A 19,984-nucleotide genomic window follows, 5' to 3' on the forward strand; every position below is an offset into this window, starting at 1 on the left:
GATTGAAGTTAAAAATAATTAGCATAGCCTTAGTTACGGTAATTATTTTTAATAAAAAGCAGGCGAAAAAGAAACGATTTATTGCGACATTATAGGTTTAATTTGGTATGATGAGTAAGTAGATAAAAAAAGTGATGGACAATCATCAGCTACAACAGATGGGGTGAACAGCTGTAGCGATTTCAAGGAAAATTTAGCCAACCATGATTCCGTTGCACTGGATATAAAAAGCGAAACAGGGAAATTTTCACATTGGGTGCATATTGGAATTAGTAATGCCAAGAGAGTTCTATGGGACACAGACCAGTCTATTGGAAGTGATTACCTTCAAAACTATCTCAATTAATTTTATTATAAATCCAACAGAAGATCTTTTGATTTGGTCTTTGAAAAGACAGTTATAGCAGCTGTTTCTTGTAAATGGAAAAGTAAGGTATAGATAATCTGATAGTCATGTCAATTAACTCTTACTGTTTAAAAATATTTGATTATGAGGGAATTACATCTTTTTTAGTTATCTTTAGATGACTTTTTTAATTTAATTTTTGGAACAAATAGACTCTAATCGTGAGAAAACTATTATTTACCAAATTATTAGGGTTATTGGTTTTATTCTTTCTATCCATTCAAGTCACAAATGCCCAAGAGGTTATCCACTGCTGGGATTTTAATGGTGGAGGTGCAAATTTCAATGCCACTCCTCTCTCTAATACGAATAGAGCAACTGGGAATGGCATAATTACTCATAATTTTGTAAGTGTAGGATCTAATCTTGGCACTAGTTCCAATGCCTGTGTTGGTAGTACTGTAGGACAATCTTTTAGACCAAGCGGTGCCGCTGGTCTCGCTAATAACGGTAAACATATTGATTTTAATTTTTCTTCAGAGGGTTATGAAAATTTATCACTTTCATTTTGGTCAAGACGCACACCAACAGGATTTGATGATAACCAGATACAATATTCTATTGATGGAGGCCTAAACTTTACAGATCTTTCTAATCTTAATTACACTCCAGCTCTGAATCCAGGGGCAATCTTAAGTCTAGATATTTCAAGCGAAGCTCCTCTTGCTAACAATCAACCCAATTTACTCATTCGAATCACCTTTAATGGTGCGACTAATGCAGTGGGTAATAACCGTATTGACAACGTTAAACTTCAGGGGGAATTTCTTTATGACCAAACTTCAGAAGTTGTTGCTCCTTCAACTCAGGTGGGAGTAAGTACTGTTGTTGCTTCCAATACAAGTACACTATCTGTTTTTAGCTTTGATATTGAAGATTTAGGCAGTGGTGATGTTTTGTCCACGACTGTAACTCAAATGCATTTTGTGGCTGGAGCTAATAATACTGTAGATTGGTCAACATTCTCGAACGTTGTTATACGGGATGCATTATTAACTGAAATTCCAGGAACAGTCGTCGTCTCGGCCAATGAAGTTATTTTTACGCCAGATAGTTCTGTAAGTGTTGCTGATGGTGCTTCAGATAATTTTACGGTCGATGTCACCTTGGATCAGTCTAATATTGTAGATGAAAGTGTAATCCAGTTTCAAGTTGCTGGAATTAATTCTAGTTTTGAAGCAGATCTTTCTGGGTCTTTATTTAGCTCTTCTTTTACAGCTGGTGGCGTGGTTGGAAATAATATCATTCTCAATGTGGTCGCGACAGAAATGGCCTTTTTACAACAACCCACTAACACGCGTTTAGATGAAGTAATGCAACCAGATTTAGAGGTTAGCCTTGTGGATGTCAATGGGAATTTGGATACGGATAATTTTTCTTTAGTAGATATTTCTTCGACTGGTGATCTTGAAGGAGAACCCGTTAGTGTATCTGCAGAGGAAGGAGTTGCTACTTTTTCAAACTTAATTCATACTCGTGTTGGAAGTGATCTGGAACTCACGGCAGATGCAGACACTTTTTTCGAAACGATTAGTACTCTTTTTAATGTTTCGAATAATGACAGGACCTCAGAAGTTGTTGTTCCTTCAACTCAAGTGGGAGTAAGTACTGTTGTTGCTTCCAATACAGGGACACTATCTGTTTTTAGTTTTGATATTGAAGATTTAGGCAGTGGTGATATTTTGCCCACGATTGTAACTCAAATGCGTTTTGTGGCTGGAGCTAATAATACTGTAGATTGGTCAACATTCTCGAATGTTGCTATACGAGATGCTTTATTAATTGAAATCCTAGGAACAGCTATTAGTACGACCAATGAAGTTATTTTTATGCCAGAGAGTTCTATAATTATTGCTGATGGTGCTTCAGATAATTTTACGGTGGACGTCACTTTGGATCCATCTAACATTGTAGATGAAAGTGTAATCCAGTTTCAAATTGCTGGAACTAATTCCGGTTTTGAAGCAGATCTTTCTGGGTCTTCATTTAGCTCTTCTTTTACAGCCGGGGACGTGGTCGGAAATAATATAACTCTTGATGTTATAGCGACAGAAATAGCTTTTATACAACAACCTAGTGATGTGGAAGTGAATACTTTTATGACTCCACCTGTCCAAGTAGCCTATGTAGATGAAAATGGGAATGTTGATACGTCTATCACAACAGATATTAACTTAACGTCTTCTGGAGGTGCTTTGGTCAACCTCCTCCATCCAGTTTCTGCTGTGAATGGTGCAGCTACTTTTCCTAACATAGCTTACACTGCTCAAGCTAATGGTCTAGACTTAACCGCAGAAACGTTGCAGGGTTTAATAGTTCCTAATTCAATTATAAGTCCCACTTTTAGTGTCACTATTCCTGTCATTGCTATTCAAGACTTTGATGGGACGCCATCAGAATTACTTTACACTACGAGTATTCCACTATTTAATGAAGGATGGGGGGCTGATTTTTTTGGAATAATTAATTCTGATGAGGCTTCACCTTTGGTGAGTGGAAGTTTTATCAATAATATTTTTGGAGAAAACGATTTAAATTCCCCAAATGGAACAACAGGTTTCGCCTCATTAGATTTTGTGACTGTTGATATTTCCGGATACTCCACTGTTGACCTTACTTTTGACTGGGAAGTTAGTGGCTATAATGTATCTGGAGATAGAATAGAGTTTGAAGTAGTTTATGATGGAGTGTCTCAAGATCGTCTATTTTTATTTGAAGGAGGAGCTACAGATGTTGCTTCAGGAACATTTAGTTTAAGTATCCCAGATACAGTTTCTGAGGTCTCTTTTAAATATTTTATTCAAAATAATGGGGCTGATGGTTATTCAGGTCTTGATAACGTAAAGCTAACTGGAGATTCCAATGCAAGAGACACGCAAATTATAGCGCCGTCAATACAAATTGCAGAGAGAACTATTATTGCAGACATAAATGATAATTTGGGGAGCTCTGTTGATGTGTTTAGTTTTGGTATAGTAGACTCTGGTAATTTTGACAACCTATCAACTAATATCACTAGATTAAGATTTGTGCCTGGATCTCTGAATACGGCTAACTGGGAAGATGCAATACAAGGAATTTCTATTTCAGATGGAACCACTATACTCGATCAAGCTGACCAGATATTATTGATAACGCCAACTGAAATTTTATTGGATATCGATGCAGATCCTGATAACATGCTCGTTATTGATGATGGAGATGCCAAGACCTATACGATTAGAGTGTTCTTAAAACAATCTGACATTATAGATCAATCGGTCATTCAATTAGCTATAGATGACGGTAATCAAGATCAAATCGCCTCTGGTGATGGGTCTATTTTTTCACAAGATATTTCAGCTTTTGAAGGTATTTCGTTTACTATTGATGTAGTGGGGGATGGTTTAGAATTTAGTGTTCAGCCAACGACGACTTTGGTGAATACCGATATGTCCCCATCTATAAAAGTTGCCAACACAGATAACAATGGGAACCTAGATTTGTCTAATAGTGGTGAAACTGTCTCGATTACGTCTACAGGAACGCTCACGGAGAGTCTGATAGAACTCATTATTGGAACCGACGGTTATGCAAATTTTAATACTATCAATCATACCCAGCCTGGTTTTGACTTCCAGTTAACCGCTTCATCAGTCATGTTTAGTTCTATGACGAGTACAACTTTTGACATTACTCAAAAACGAGTGCTTCTTATTTCAGAGGTTGTTGACCCTAGCGATAATGTTGACGGTAGATATGTGGAATTATTCAATACCGATGTAGAGGCTTTAGATCTTAGCGATCAGAATTATTATTTGCATAACCCTACAGGAACTGGTCAAAGTATTCAACTAGAAGGCGTAATTCCTCCAAAATCTTACTACATTATTAGCTTTACAGATGCGGCAACTTTCAATGGAATTTATGGTATAAACCCAGACTTTGAAGCTTCAATTGTTACAGCGTCTGGTGGTCAAGATGCTTATTATATTTCCTTTGCAAATACTGAGAAATCGTTAATGGACGTTTATGGTGTTTTAGCAGAGTCTGGAACTATAGGAACAACTTGGGAGTTTTCAGGTGCTCGTGCTTTTAGAAATTGCCCGACAGTAAGAGAAGCAAATCCATTATATGATGCAACTGAATGGACTAAAATTTTTGCTACAAGTGGTGATGTTACAGCTGGTATAGGAGATAATGACTTTGTTTATACAGGTAACTGGACAACATCTGGACTTGGAGATCCAGAAGCTACCCCTTATGATGGAGTAAATACAGATAAAAGTATTTTTATAGAAAGCGCTGAAACTACATTATCTGGAACAAATACCATTTCAGATGTTGTCGTAAGGGAAGGGGCAACCTTAATTCTTGAAGATGCAATTACTTTGAATGGAGATTTTGCCAATTTTGGGAAAGTCATCTTCCGAAGTACAGCATTTAAAACAGCGGCTTTAGGGCTGTTTAACCATGAAAATAGAAGATTAACAGGTGAAAATTATGAGATAGAACGATATATCCCTAAAAGTAATAGGGCTTTTAGATTTTTATCTACTTCAGTAACCACAACAAGCTCCATCCGGGACAATTGGCAAGAAGGTCAAAACAACACCCAAACTGGAGATGACAATAATAGCAATCTTAACTCAGGTTTTGGAACTCATATTACAGGATCAACTAGTGGTGCTAACGGGTTTGATGCAACTTTAACTGGAAATCCATCTATGTTTGAGTGGAACGCCGCAAACGCTCAATGGAACTCAATTCCGAATACAGATACTAAAACCTTTAAAGCAGGAGATGCATATGTTTTATTGATAAGAGGAGATAGGTCGACAACACTTAATTCTAATACAGCAGTTGGTCCAGCGACCACCTTACGAGCAACTGGAAAATTGGTGGTTGGTTCCAAGACTGTTACAAACCTATCTTCAACCTTAGGAGGTTTTTCATTAATCGGTAATCCTTATCAAGCTAAAGTGAATATGGCAGATTTACTTTCCTCAGTAAATTCTTCTGGTGTCAGTTCACAATTTGTTTATATATATGACCCAACCCTTGGAACAAGAGGTGGTTACGCTACAGTAACGCTGGCAGATGGAAGTAATACATTTTCAATTCCTGAAACTTCTAATGCCAATCAATTTTTAGAACCCAATCAAGCCTTTTTTGTGGAAACAACGACAACAAATCCAGGGGTTGCATTTAAGGAATCTTTTAAAACAATTGCAACTGAAAATAATACGACCTTTAAAGTCCCAGAACCATTGACTAACTTAAATATCAACCTTTTCTACGATGGCATAGATACAAATCCAGTTGATGCCTTAAGAGTACAGTTTAGGTCAGGAGCTAATAATGCTAAGGATACCTTGGATGCCACAAAGGTTTGGAATTATGATGAGTGGTTTGCTATCGATAGGCATCCTAATTATATGTCTATTGAAACTCGGGCAATGCCAACTAAACAAGATAGTATTTCTTTTTACTTAGGAAACTTCACTCGAAGCGCATACCGTATAGAGCTGAAACCTGAGAATCTTTCTAGTGCTAAGGGTTATTTACACGATAATTATTTGGAGTCTAGTGTAGAATTAACTCCAGAGGTAAGTACCTCTATTTCATTTGATGTGGACAAAATTATACCAGAATCAATAGCTACGGATAGATTTGTAGTTAAGTTCGAACAAGTCACTTTAGGAATAGAGGATATTGTTTTGGACTCTTCAATGGTGGTGTATCCAAATCCAGTAAGAGGAAACAGTTTCAGTATTTCTCATCAACAAGCCTTTAATGGGTTGGTGTTAAGTCTTCAGTTATTTGACCTTCAAGGACGAATGGTGCTAAATCAAGAGTTGACCAATTCTTTTAGGATAACGGTAAATCTGAAAATTAGCCTTTCTTCTGGAGTCTATGTCTTGAAACTATGTGATGCTAAAAACAGTCAAACCACTAAGCTTATTATAGAATAGATTTTAATACAGACTACAGTCAAAAAAAACCTGAGTCTTCCGGAATTTTTTGATTTTATAAAGTCGACTATTACTAGACAGATAAATTTAAAACCTATCTCGATACTTTATTTCCCGCCCAGTCTAATACCAAATTAAATTTATAATGTCATATAAATAAATTGAATTATTTTTTGATTGATTGAAGTTGAAAATAATTAGCATAGCCTTAGTTACGGTAATTATTTTTGATAAAAAGCAGGCGAAAAAGAAATGATTTATTGCGACATTATAGGTTTAAATAGGTATAATAAACGTTTCAAAACTAGAAATGAACTTTCAGACTATTTAACTATTAGTCCAAGAATCCAACAGCGTTGGACCAAACAATATGTAGATTATGGTATTGAGGGTTTATTGACAGATGAGCCTTAAAACTTAAGTCAAGAATAATAATTTCAGAAATTCATCAAGGTTTAAAAGAGCGTGTTAATTTGAGTACGGCACTATTTCTAGGCTATTGGGAACTTAATAGCGTCAATAGCCTTATTTTTGAGTCGTATCTCAAAGAATATAAAATTGTTCCTGTTATTGACATTAAGGGATTTTTTATTATATTTTTTTGAGATACCAAATAATAAATATTTACTAAGGATTCTACCATACAATCTAGAACTAAATCTATACTAACAAGTATGGCAGTATATCAAAAAACAAAGGTTTTGAAACTATGGAGGATTTAAAAAAAAACTATGCTATATGAAATGCGAAGTGAAGACTGTAAACATTAAATCCATAATTTCAAATTATCACTATTTAAAAGCTTTTATAGCAACATCTGACATTTAAATTAATATTTTTTAATAAATAATTTATTCAATCATTGGTCAATTGAAATCTTAGAAAAAAAACATACTCTTGTGTAAGTCACTTTAATATCAAAATATTATAATAATTTTCTTGAATAAATTAACTAAGAACGCTCAATAACTTAATAATAAGAATGATAGAAAATGAAAAAATACATCAAAAATTATATGTAATCAACCATTAACCTCTATTATTATTCTAAGTATTTCAATGCATTAAATTATAAAAGGGGCGCAAGGGTATAGGAGGATAAGTCACATATTTTCGAATAACTATATACTTGTTGAGTAATCCTATAAAAATGATAATTTGATTAAACTTGAGCTAAAAAATAAATAATTTATTTAAAAAGGAATGAAATAGGTTACACCTATAGATGCACGAAACATTCTAGGGTCAAAATTACCTCTACTTGAACCTATACCTTCTACTGTGCTATTACCATCAGTTGAAAAATCTGGAGTGGTAAACAAACTATAAGTCAAATCTAAGTGAAGAGAAAAATCTGTTGAAATTTCATATTCTGCTGTAGTACCAAAATTTATCGTCACTAAATCATCGCCATCAAAAATATATCCATCATTTACGTCTGAGTATCTAGCTTCATCCCATAGTTCATAGTGAGAAGCTCCAACTCCCAGATTAACGAAAAGATTAAAACCGTCTGGCCAATCTGGGGATCTTAACTTCAATAGATCTTTAATATTTAAAACACCATCAAGTGTAATGTGATATACCGTAGTTTCGAAATCTCTTGAATCGTTGTCCCCAGTGAGGTTTGTAAATCCACCTTTCAATCGAATACCGTAAGGCTTATAGAGGCGTCTTTCTGAATTAAAAAGATACCTTAACCCAATTGAAGTAGAAAAATTATTTAAAGCTGAAGATGAATAGCCCGAAGTGTACGTTCCACTCGAAGAAGCCACACCTAATTCTAACGATGTCGACCAATTTTCATCTTGACCAGCACGTTGGGCTGAAAGATTAGCAAAAACAAGAAAAATGAATGTAAATATGAATGTAAATTTGAAAGATTTCATTTATAAGATATAAAAGATAAAGACAAATATATATTATTATTTGATAATTAACATATTTCATCCTTAATTTGTTTTAAATAGATTTTTTGAAGCTAATTTCCTACAAAAAAAGCAGTAAAATTGAGGTTTTTACTTATATGAAAGAATTAATATTTGACTGAAAATTCAACTGTGGGTAAAAGCACTATTTTTTTAACAGCCTATATTTAAGGCAAAAAATTGGTTTGCTAAATAAAAGTAAAATAACGACACGTGGTTTATTGCACAAATCGGATTATTACTGCAAACAGTTTCTAATATTTCAGCACTTAATAGTAATGTTGTACGGCGTGACCTAAGCATGCTACTCACTAACAAACTGTGCGGTGGCATTGTAAATTATGGCCATAAAATTTCACATTATTAAGACTAATGTATAAATCTAGGTGAATTCTTTTAGATTTTGAGTTTCATTTTTTTAGTTTATAAATCAACTTATTTTCTATTTTATTTCTAATTTTTAGGTGTAGATACTCGTTTTTAATCCTCACTTACTCTTACTTTTTCAAAATTGGACGCTATAATCCCAAGACTTTGATGCAAATTTCAACACATAGCCTCCATAAGATTTTGAGTATGCAATTTTGTAATATTACTGTATCGAGCTACTCCGCTAGAGTACCAATGCTTTATAACTCCAAAGGTAAGCTCTACTTTAAATCTTGTTTTGCCAATCATTACATCAAAATCATTCGATAAAAATTTGATAGATTCAATCCCAACAAGTTCTTTAGAAACACTTATTAAAGCAATTTTAGTTTTTGTCATTTATTCTAAATTACTGTCGTTTAATCAATACTTTGCCTCTACGAAATTCCTTTTATTAAGACATCCATATTTTAGGACAACTAAAAGGCACACAACTAGTATTCACTTTTAAGTCTACAAAACTTTTTCATAAAAAGCCAAACAAAATAATTATTACGATACACTCATTTACATTGTATCCATTTTAGACTTCGCATGAAACAGCACAACAAATCTAAGAACTCACCTCAACTAAAAATAACCCTAAAGCCAATCAACATATAAACTATACTAATTTTTAGTTTTTATAGGATAAGGAGGCCGTTCTACATTTTTTGGTGGATTTTCTTTAAGTTGCTTCATTACAATTTCAATGGCCTTTTCCAATTGTGGGTCACGGCCTTGTATTACTAATTCTGGCCATTGTTCTACTTCTACATCTGGGGGTACGCCTTCGTTTTCAACGTTGAATCCTTCTTCAGAATAAAAGGCAAGATTTGGTGCGGTTACACTACCCCCATCAATAAATTCTGGATAACCTAATACGCCAACTAGACCGCCCCATGTGCGTTTTCCTACAATGGTTCCCATTTTAAATCTTCTAAACATCCAAGGCAAATAATCACCTCCAGAACCTGCCGTTTCATCTATTATCATCACTCTTGGCCCTTGTATAGAGGCGCTAGGTGATTTTAAATCTTTACCGTACCTAAAATTCCAATTTGCTTGCATTGGGCGTTTTAATATATCTATGTAATAATCTGCTAAAGAGCCACCCCCATTAAAGCGTTCATCTACAATAATGGCTTTTTTATTGGCTTGCGGATAGAAATAGCGTTTAAAAAAATTAAAGCCTGCCACGCTTGTATTGGGAACGTACACATAAGCTACATCTCCATTTGTGGCTTCATGTACTTTTTTCATATTGCCTTCTACCCAATCTCTATTTCTAATAGCCCATTCGGTTGCTAGCGGAGTTACTTTGTAGGTTCTAGCATCTGAACCATCCGCCTTTTTACTCACTTCTAGTGACATGATTTTATTCGCTGTATTTTCAAAAAAGCTATACAGGTTGTCGCTTCCTTTTACATTTTTACCATTAACGGAAATAATGTAATCGCCATTATTTACACCAACGCCCGGTTCTGTAAGTGGTGAACGCAAACTGGGTGTCCAGTTAAGACCACCGAATATTTTAGCGATTTGATAACGCTCATTTTTAACCACGTAGTTGGCCCCTAGCAAACCTCCTCCTACACTTTTTGGTTCGTTTAATTTATCACCACGACTAGAAAAACGGTGGTGTCCAACAGAAAGCTCGCTAAACATCCATTGCATTACTCTGTATACATCTCCTCTACAAGAAGCCTCTTTCAGAAAAGGTTGGTATTTTGCTTTCATGGCCTTCCAATCTGCGCCGTGCATTCCTGGATCGTAAAAGAAATCTCTATTCACCCGCCATGCTTCATTAAAAATATTTGCCCATTCTTCCTGCGGATCTATCTTTACACTTATGGCATTAAAATTCAAAGGAGCTTCTTCAGATTTCTGACCAAGGTCTGAGATGAAGTAAGATCTATCAACTGAATACAACATTTTTTTGCCATCAGCAGAAATTAAAAAAGAACTCACAGGCATTAATTCTTCACTTTGTCTGGTCTTAAAGTCAAATTTCTCCAAACTTGACTTAGGAGAATGAAAAGAGGAAGAGATATAATACAATTCCCCTTCTACTGCTAAACTCAAATTACTATATACACCTGGTTCAATAGGCAAACTGATTATCCGCTCCTGAAAACCGTCCCAGTCTATTTTTAAATCTGACTTTTCTGCCACTTCCTTTTTATCTTCTTTCTTCTTACCCTCTTTAAGTTCTTCTTCTTTAGGTTGCTCTACATCGTTTTCTTTTGCTAAAGGTGAAATCACCTCCTTTTGAAGTGTGACCAAGTAGATAGATTGCGTAAGCTCTTTATCTAAATTGGATTGATCGAACCAGTTGACAAGTGGTCCAGCATCTGTTGAAGCTGTCATGTATAAGTATTTTCCACTTGGATCAAAAACGGGTTCAGAAACATTAGACAACCCATCTGAAAGTGGATAGGATTTATTTTCTGAAATGGAATAAGCATAAGCACGTTCAAAATTGGTTTCGGTAATGATGGTATAAGCTATCCAATTGGAATCGTATGACCAAGAACCAAAAAGCTTTCTAAATATTCCAGGGACAAATAAAATGTCTTCATCAATTTTAGTTGTTTTCTTTGTCGAAATATCAGTAACATACAAGGCACGACCATTGTCTACATAACTTACTTTTTTACTGTCTGGCGACCAATGTATATCAGCATAAAATCCAGAACCAGTTAACGGAATGGCACGTACATCTCCCAAAACATTATTTTTAATATGCAAGGCATATTCGCCGGTTTCGTCAGAAAAATAAGCAATGAATTTGCCGTCTGGAGACCATTCTGGATATTTTTCGTGAGTACCAGTTGTAGCAGTTACATTTTTGGAATCTCCTTTTTGAGCAGGAACTGTAATAATATCTCCTCTAAAATCTATAACTGCTCTAGCACCAGATGGTGAAACACCAACTGAACGCACATAATCCTTACCAGAAACAAAACGTTCCCGCAATTCTAGTAAATCTGTAGTGATACTAATGTTTAATATGTTGTCTGTATTCGTTTGGGTATTGTAAATATGAAGCATTCCAGCTTGTTCGTAAATCACAGCACCATTGTGTGCCTTGAGGTTGATAACTGGAAAATCCTTGTAATCTGTCAGTTTTTTAATTGTTTTTGAACTGATTTCATAGCTGTACAAATTAAATTCGCCATCTCTATCACTTTTAAAATATACGTATTCTCCCATCCATTGTGGTTGCGAATCATTACTGCCACCCACTGGTTTCTGAATTTCCGATACTTTGTGTGATTGGGTATTGTAAAGCCAAATACGAGCAACGGTTCCACCACGGTAATGTTTCCATTGATTAAACCGATCAGCAATAGGCGTGTACGCAATACTTTGATCATTATCTGAATAGGAAGCCCAAAATGCATTTGGAATATCCAGTTGCGTTATAGTTCCGCCATCAGTTGAAACAGAAAACACTTGCATATAGCGGTTGGTAAAAGAATTGCGTTGGGAGACAAATAAAACGGTCTTTCCTTCTGAAGAAAAATCCCTTACATAGTCGTTATAAGGATGCCATGTAAGACGTTTTGGAACCCCTCCGTTTGCTGAAACTACAAAAACATCTACATTACCATCATATTCCGCTTCAAAGGCAATTTTGCTTCCGTCAGGAGAAAACACGGGGTTGGCTTCAATGCCTTTATCTATAGTAAGTCTTTTTGGGTTTGAACCATCTCTGTTGGCAACCCATAAATCTTCAGCATAAATAAAAGCGATATGTGTATCACTCAATGCAGGTTGATGCATCAGTTTAGTGGTTTGACTAAAGGAGAACAACGGCAGAATAAAAATACATAGCGTTGACAATACTAATTTGTACGTGATTTTCATAAGGTTTATTTTAGTCTGTTTTTTTATTTTTTCAGGATAGTTTAACTGCTTATCCGTTGTATTATTTCTTTAAATAAAACTTGCCTTATTTCCTTTAAAAAACATAATCATTGTAATTTAGGGTATTTAAAGTAATTCTGCTAGTAGCAAAACTAAGCTTCCCCCTTTTTTAAGCACTCCAAAAAAGCATATTAATGAATAATATTTTATCTCTTTCTACATTGTACTTACTACGTTCTACTTGAGATTTTAAACTCACTTCTATTTCAAGCCAAGACCTCAAAGTTGAATAACATTGTCTCTTTGTACTTGATACTTTCTATTTAAGATGATTTTACATAAAAACAAGCTCTTTTTAATAATTGGTATTACTCACACATGGCGTTCAAATAGAAACTTAAACTTTGTCCACCAGTTGTCCAAGTGCCCATTGCTTTTTCACGAAAATAGGCAGTTTTCAAAGGTGAAGGAGCTGTAGAAATTGAAAAAAATTTACTTTTTTCATTCTTTTTAACGCTTTCAAGCCATTGTATAGTGACTACAACTTCTTCAATTTCCTCTTTTAAGTAAATTTCGTAAGATTCCAAATCCACTAAAAACCAGCCTGAAAAATTGTCTTTTACTTCAAAAATTATATTTTTTTTCACCAGTAATTCTGTTGGTAATCCATTTTCTATTTTGTAAAAATTCACTCGGAACTTTAGAAAAGTAAAATCATTTTGAGTGATGTTAAAATTTAAATCCTCAATATGGCAATTCCTTCTTATTTTGAAATTCATTCCTCTCTCCTTACTCAATCTGTCATCCACATCTTTTTCATTATATGTATAAAAATTCATGTGCATTAAACTTAAACCTTTGAAATTTCTACCAATCTTTTTAGATTTTAATTTGACTTTCTTGGCGTTTATGACAACCTCATCTAGTTCAGAATTGTCTTGTTGTAGTAGAATAATATTGTTTGTTTTTTTCAATTCTGAAATCAGATATTTTTCTGTTTTAAAACCGATATACGAAAAAATAAGGCTATCTTTTTCAGTCACTTTATCGTTTAAAATAAGATGAAATAAACCGTTTTTATTTGAAACTGTTCCAACTGTTTTATGAGCAATTCCTAAGTTTACATAAGCAAGTGGAGTATTGTTTTCAAAATTCTGAACTGCTCCTTTTATTTCCTTAATTTGAGAAAAACAAATTGTACTTATCAAGAAAATACAGGTTACTAAAAATCTTAATGTCATATTATTTTATTTAAAATTCTATTTTATAATTATTTATTTCTCCTTAGAGTCTGAGATAAAATAAAGTGCCTGAATTACACGCTGCTATCTTGTTTGGCAGTAAGGCGAAAAATACAGAATAACTACGGCGAGTATTTTTAACGCAGCGGGCGAACAAAAGAACAAGTAAAAATAGGCAGGTTATTTTATAACAGACCTTTAATCTTCATCCAATGTTTTCATCAATTTAAAATACATTTAATCAATATTGACCATTTTCGAATCAAATGCGGAAACATTTGAAAGTATAATAATACCGTTTTTAGTTGTTTCGTCTAGCACCATTTATTTTGTATAGCCACCTGTTCTTCAATTGTGCCAAAACCAATTATTTTTAGAGGGAGTTTTTAAAATATGCCATGCCAAACCAACATCCATATTTTCATTCACTTCCGTCGTTTTCTTCTTGGTTAAATTTATTTCATTGTTAGCAGAATCAAATTGTGCGAGCATAAATTTTGATATATCGGTTACTGTTGATATGATTCCTCACGCACTTATCAAAACTGAAAACTCCCAATTTGGCATTTCTTTTCCTTCATTATTTATTCCCATAACTAAATTTCCTTCTATGTTTTTGATCTCTGCTGTCGAATGATTCATATTAAATTAAGAAAATATTTTATTCTGTAATTGGCTTTCATAAGAAGTATTCTCCATTTTACTTAAAATATAGCCTACTTAAACCTATAAGGCGACAATAAATCGATTTATCAAAACGAATTCAGCACAGACTTTTTCGCCTGCTTATGATCACTAATAATTACCTTAACTAAGGCTATGTTTATTATTTTTAATTTTGAAAAATCAAAAAGCCTGTGCTGAGCAGCGTCGAAGTATAATTCAATTTATTTATACGACATTATAAATTTAATTTGGTGTAAGATAACATTATTGCGTCTACGGCTGCTTTAGGTAAAGCTTTCAACCCCAGACGAAACTTATAAATCAACTTCATCTCAAAAGCTGAATGTCTAAAAAATAAAAAATTCTCTCTGCATAAATTCAGAAGGAAAACAATAAAGCATAAAAAAAGCAAGACCCTAAAGTCTTGCTTTAATTTTGAACAATCTCAAAATTGGATGAAATTTGCGACAGTCAAGTTAAATGGATAATTACAAATAACAGTAGATTTTATCACTTTGAGTTACGGTTTGACCGTACATGTATTACGGTTAAACCGTAAATTTTTATTTAGAGTCTTTATTTTCCTCCTCCAATACGTTTAGGATATAAGCATAATGTGCATTTAAAGTCTCATTCTCCGATTCTTTTTTGGTTTTGACATAGGATTTAAGTTCATCTTGAAGTGCTAGACTCTTACCTTTAAGTTCAAGTGCTAAGTCGTCATCACTCATTAATTCCTTAAGTTGATGTGTAAAATGCTTTTGTAACTCGCGTTCAATATGGTCTGGAGTGGTTCTCCCATAGACGAGATCCTCCGCTAAACGATCCAAAAGCTCTTGAGGGGAAAGACCATTTCCAATTAAAGAGAAGTTGGTATCCCACATGAGGTTGAGTCGATCCGCATCTATAAGTCGATTCAACATTCTTTTATTTAAGCTGATTAAACTCTCGAGTTTTCCCGATTTTGAAAATTTGGAAACCAGCGCGTTATCCATCAACCAATATTGAGGTGACCAGACATTTTTATTCAGAAATTCAAGAGCCTTTTCCTGTTCGGCTTTATCCACAACTTGATAAGGCTCTCCAACCTGACCTTTGGTTAGCAAGGTTTCATGAACTCCACCCACGACAGAAGCCACGTGATAAATATAGCGGCGGTACACGCCTAGCATTTCACCATAGAGCTCTTCTAGATCTTCATAAGACTGCCCTGAAGTGGTGGTCCACTGCTCTAGATTTTCAGCAACGATTTTAAGATTACTCAAACCATAGGTACTTGCTTGTACAGAATTATCTCCAATATCTTCGGTCTGTGCATTGGGGTCATTGCCTCTCCCACCAAACATATATATGGGGTTGGTGCTGCGTTCATCTACAAAACTCTTCAAAATCTTTTGATCTTCTTCCGCAGAACTGTTTGGGAAATAGCGGTAACCCCATTCTATCGCATAGTTATCGTAAGGACCAAGCTGTCTTACAAAACGGATGTTTTCGTCTCCGGGTTGTGCGATATAATTATACCTCGCATAGTCCATGATCGTGGTCGCAATTCCGTTTTCCTGGGTAAAGCGTCCAGACCTGAGAGAGTCTACAGGATAGGCGGAACTTGCTTTCATGTTATGAGGTAAGCCTAAGGCGTGACCGATCTCGTGAGAAATTACACGACGCATCATCTCTCCAATTTCTTCCTCTGGGGTGTCTAAAGTTCTAGCTTTAAGATTGGCTGCCCCAGTCTCCAATAAATAGCGATTGCGATAAGACTTTAAGTGATTATGATACCAAATGATATCACTTTCTATAATTTCACCGGTCCTCGGGTCGGAAACACTTGGTCCAACCGCATTTCGGGTCGTCGACGCTACATACCTTACTGTAGAAAACCGAACATCTTCGGGACTAAAGTCAGGGTTTTCCTCTGCGGTTGGTGCTATTTTAGCCTGAATAGCATTCTTGAAACCCGCTTTTTCAAAAGTTGAATTCCAGTCTTCAATCCCTTTTATAAAATAAGGTCTCCATTTCTCTGGAGTCGCGGGGTCTAGGTAGTAGACAATAGGTTTAATGGGTTCTGTGAGTTTTCCTCTGTCATAGGCCTTTTTGTTTTTGGGTTCCAGCCTCCAACGTCTGATGAGTCGAACTTCATCTGATTTTAAAGCATCGGAGCTATAGTTGTATTTTCTCAATCCAAACCAGCCAATACGAGGGTCTTCATAGCGAATTTGCATAAGATCATCTGGTAAAGCGATAATGGAATGGTTCACTTGAAAGGTAAACGTATTGGTAGAATTTCCCCGAGGTGGGTTCTCGGTGGGAAAGGTAAGCGTATGGGTAATTTCTGTATTCTGAGGAAAGCTTCTAGCAGAATTGATACGGCTACGTTTATCGTCAGCTTTGCCAATTTTATAGTCTTTCTTTAATCCATCGGGGATAATATTAAAAGAAGGAGAGTCAGAATTGAAGAACGAAGAGGCCTCAATAACAATATCCTTGCCCTCTTCAGATTTTATAGGAAAGGTTACTAAAATGGGATTTAAGTTATTTTGAGCGACACTCAGCCGTATAGGGTCGTCTTCATCGGCTACATTGGTGGTAGACACTTGGATGAGATCAATTGATTTTCCTACTTTCACCAAATGAATCAGTTGCTCAGACGTTTTGGATCCTGCATTTCTATAGGCCGAATAGTTGGACGGCAATTGCTTAAGGCGGGTGACCATGAGCAAGTCTTTTTCCAAAGCTTCTTTTGGAAACTCCAGGTAAAGTTTATCTCCATCAAAATAAGTAGTGAGGAGACCTTCACTTTTAGGCATAGTATTGAGAATGGAGTCTAGATTTTTCATAGGCTTGTCTTGGGCAACTCCAAGCTGCAAGCTCAATCCAAAAACGATGAGTAATAGATATTTCATAGAATTTATATTTAAGACTGAAAATAAACAAAAAAGTTTAAAGTAGTTTTTAGGTGAGTGGTGAGTAAAACTAATTTTGAATTTATAATTAAGAATTTATAGTTGAAAAAATGAATAAAAGCACTAGTTCTATCTAAAGCTTAAATAAAGAGTTACACTTAAACAGATTCCTTACCGCGGCTATCGCCTTGCATGGAATGACAGACTCGAAGTGACAGGGAGTAACAGATTTCATATTTAAAATTTCAAAATTGACAATTCAAAATTTAATGAAAACTACCGCTCGACTGAACCTAAGGGAGATATTAGTGGTGATTGGTATAATGGCGTAGTAGTGTAATGGTCTAATGGTAAGTGGTCGGTTGTCGGTTCACAGTTAGTTGGTGACTAGTGACCCGCTTTTTTGTAGCGGGGTGTATCGAAGCCACGTTGAGATAGACCTTTTCAATATTCAGAACACAACCTAAAAACATTCCTTATCGCAACTATCACCTTTTACGGAATGGGAGAGATTCCTCGTTGAAGTAAAAGAACTTCTCTGTCGGAATGACAATAGTGAATTCAAGGCTTCAAGTTCCACAATACAAAGAAAAACAGCCTACTAAATTAAGCCGTAAAAATTAAAGTGAAGGTGTCGTAAAATTTTAGACTGTCTGAGGCTGTCTTCTAGCCGAGTTTCTAAAATTTAGGCAGCAAACGTAAATTTTAGGAAGAATTTCGTAAGCCTAGATTTTTTTGGTTCGTTTTTTCATCAATGGAAAAAATGAATAAAAGCACTAGTTTTATCTAAAGCTTAAATAAAGAGTTACACTTTAAGCCAAAATACATCACTTAAACAGATTCCTTACCGCGGCTATCGCCTTATATGGAATGACAGACTCGAAGTGACAGCCTTGAAGTATCAACTTTCATGATATTTAGAAAACGGCATACTAAATTAAGCCGTAAAAATTAAAGTGAAGGTGTCGTAAAATTTTAGACTGTTTGAGGCTTTCTTCCAGCCGAGTTTCTAAAATTTAGACAGCAAACGTAAATTTTAGGAAGAATTTCGTCAGCCTAGATTTTTTTGGTTCGTTTTTTCATCAATGGAAAAAATGAATAAAAGCAATAGTTCTATCTAAAGCTTAAATAAAGAGTTACACTTTAAGCCAAAATACATCACTTAAACAGATTCCTTACCGCGGCTATCGCCTTGCACGGAATGGGAGAGATTCCTCATCGAAGTAAAAGAACTTCTCTGTCGGAATGACAATAGTGAATTCAAGGCTTCAAGTTCCACAATACAAAGAAAAACGGCCTACTAAATTAAGCCTTAAAAATTAAAGTGAAGGTGTCGTAAAATTTTAGACTGTCTGAGGCTATCTTCCCCCCGAGTTTCTAAAATTTAGACAGCAAACGTAAATTTTAGGAAGAATTTCGTAAGCCTAGATTTTTTTGGTTCGTTTTTTTATCAATGGAAAAAAGGAATGAAAGTAATAATTTTATCTAAATCTTAAATAAAGAGTTACACTTTAAGCCAAAATACATCACTTAAACAGATTCCTTACCGCGGCTATCGACTTGCATGGAATGACAGACTCGAAGTGACAGCCTCGAAGTATCAAGTTTCACGATATTTAGAAAACGGCCTACTAAATTAAGCCGTAAAAATTAAAGTGAAGGTGTCGTAAAATTTTAGACTGTCTGAGGTTGTCTTCCAGCCGAGTTCCAAAATTTAGACAGCAAACATAAATTTTAGGAAGAATTTCGTCAGCCTAGATTTTTTTGGTTCGTTTTTTCATCAATGGAAAAAATGAATAAAAGCACTAGTTCTATCTAAAGCTTAAATAAAGAGTTACACTTAAACAGATTCCTTACCGCGGCTATCGCCTTGCACGGAATAGGAAAGATTCCTTGTCGAAGTAAAATAACTTCTCTGTCGGAATGACAATAGTGAATTCAAGGCTTCAAATTCCACAATACAAAGAAAAACGGCCTACTAAATTAAGCCGTAAAAATTAAAGTGAAGGTGTCGTAAAATTTTAGACTGTCTGAGGCTGTCTTACAGCCGAGTTTCTAAAATTTAGACAGCAAACGTAAATTTTAGGAAGAATTTCGTAAGCCTAGATTTTTTTGGTTCGTTTTTTCATCAATGGAAAAAAGGAATGAAAACACTAATTTTATCTAAAGCTTAAATAAGCAGTTACACTTTAAGCCAAAATACATCACTTAAACAGATTCCTTACCGCGGCTATCGCCTTGCATGGAATGACAGACTCGAAGTGACAGCCTTGAAGTATCAAGTTTCACGATAGTTAAAAAACGGCCTACTAAATTAAGCTGTAAAAATTGAAGCAAAAGTCTCGTAAAATTTTAGACTGTTTGAGGCTGTTTTTATCAGCTGAGTTTCTAAAATTTAGAGGGTGAGCGATATTTTTAGTAGGAATTTCGTGAGCCTAGATTTTTTTGGTTCGTTTTTTCATCAATGGAAAAAATGAATGAAAGTAATAATTTTATCTAAATCTTAAATAAAGAGTTACACTTTAAGCCAAAATACATCACTTAAACAGATTCCTCACCGCGGCTATCGCCTTGCATGGAATAGGAAAGATTCCTCGTCGAAGTA

8 protein-coding genes are annotated in these 19,984 nt (G+C 35.0%); 2 read left to right on the plus strand and 6 right to left on the minus strand.

What is annotated here, in order from left to right:
* Positions 1–567: 567 nt before the first annotated feature.
* Together CXF67_RS00385 and CXF67_RS17985 are read left to right on the plus strand one after the other, a co-directional pair.
* Complete coding sequence (locus CXF67_RS00385) at positions 568–6,360, plus strand: T9SS type A sorting domain-containing protein (protein ID WP_102086934.1); 5,793 nt, start codon at positions 568–570, stop codon at positions 6,358–6,360.
* Positions 6,361–6,612: 252 nt separating this feature from the next.
* Positions 6,613–6,774 (plus strand): hypothetical protein, encoded by a 162-nt coding sequence (locus CXF67_RS17985; RefSeq protein WP_180957850.1) that lies wholly within the window; start codon positions 6,613–6,615, stop codon positions 6,772–6,774.
* Positions 6,775–7,553: 779 nt separating this feature from the next.
* On the opposite strand, the gene CXF67_RS00390 is transcribed toward CXF67_RS17985, so the two are convergent.
* From CXF67_RS00390 to CXF67_RS00410, 6 genes are all read right to left on the minus strand, one after another.
* Complete coding sequence (locus CXF67_RS00390; protein ID WP_102086935.1) at positions 7,554–8,249, minus strand: outer membrane beta-barrel protein; 696 nt, start codon at positions 8,247–8,249, stop codon at positions 7,554–7,556.
* Between the two features lie 585 nt (positions 8,250–8,834).
* Complete coding sequence (locus CXF67_RS00395; RefSeq protein ID WP_102086936.1) at positions 8,835–9,056, minus strand: hypothetical protein; 222 nt, start codon at positions 9,054–9,056, stop codon at positions 8,835–8,837.
* A gap of 270 nt (positions 9,057–9,326) precedes the next feature.
* The gene (locus CXF67_RS00400; protein ID WP_102086937.1) at positions 9,327–12,569 is read right to left on the minus strand and encodes a S41 family peptidase; all 3,243 of its coding nucleotides are present in this window, start codon (positions 12,567–12,569) and stop codon (positions 9,327–9,329) included.
* A 368-nt stretch (positions 12,570–12,937) separates the two neighbouring features.
* Entirely contained in the window at positions 12,938–13,810 is an 873-nt protein-coding gene (locus CXF67_RS00405; RefSeq protein ID WP_102086938.1) for a carboxypeptidase-like regulatory domain-containing protein, read from the minus strand.
* A 348-nt stretch (positions 13,811–14,158) separates the two neighbouring features.
* Positions 14,159–14,302 (minus strand): hypothetical protein, encoded by a 144-nt coding sequence (locus CXF67_RS17990; protein WP_180957851.1) that lies wholly within the window; start codon positions 14,300–14,302, stop codon positions 14,159–14,161.
* Between the two features lie 737 nt (positions 14,303–15,039).
* Positions 15,040–17,379, minus strand: coding sequence for a zinc-dependent metalloprotease (locus tag CXF67_RS00410; protein ID WP_102086939.1), 2,340 nt, complete (start codon positions 17,377–17,379; stop codon positions 15,040–15,042).
* Between the last annotated feature and the right edge of the window lie 2,605 nt (positions 17,380–19,984).

The organism is Psychroflexus sp. MES1-P1E, from assembly GCF_002836055.1.
Classification (GTDB): Bacteria; Bacteroidota; Bacteroidia; order Flavobacteriales; family Flavobacteriaceae; genus Psychroflexus.

Excerpts from the sequence above, each read along its gene's own strand:
- CXF67_RS00405 (WP_102086938.1), bottom strand. The coding sequence starts at position 13,810 with ATGACATTAAGATTTTTAGTAACCTGTATTTTCTTGATAAGTACAATT.
- CXF67_RS17990 (WP_180957851.1), bottom strand. The coding sequence starts at position 14,302 with ATGCTCGCACAATTTGATTCTGCTAACAATGAAATAAATTTAACCAAG.
- CXF67_RS00410 (WP_102086939.1), bottom strand. The coding sequence starts at position 17,379 with ATGAAATATCTATTACTCATCGTTTTTGGATTGAGCTTGCAGCTTGGA.
- CXF67_RS17985 (WP_180957850.1), top strand. The coding sequence starts at position 6,613 with ATGATTTATTGCGACATTATAGGTTTAAATAGGTATAATAAACGTTTC.
- CXF67_RS00395 (WP_102086936.1), bottom strand. The coding sequence starts at position 9,056 with ATGACAAAAACTAAAATTGCTTTAATAAGTGTTTCTAAAGAACTTGTT.
- CXF67_RS00400 (WP_102086937.1), bottom strand. The coding sequence starts at position 12,569 with ATGAAAATCACGTACAAATTAGTATTGTCAACGCTATGTATTTTTATT.
- CXF67_RS00390 (WP_102086935.1), bottom strand. The coding sequence starts at position 8,249 with ATGAAATCTTTCAAATTTACATTCATATTTACATTCATTTTTCTTGTT.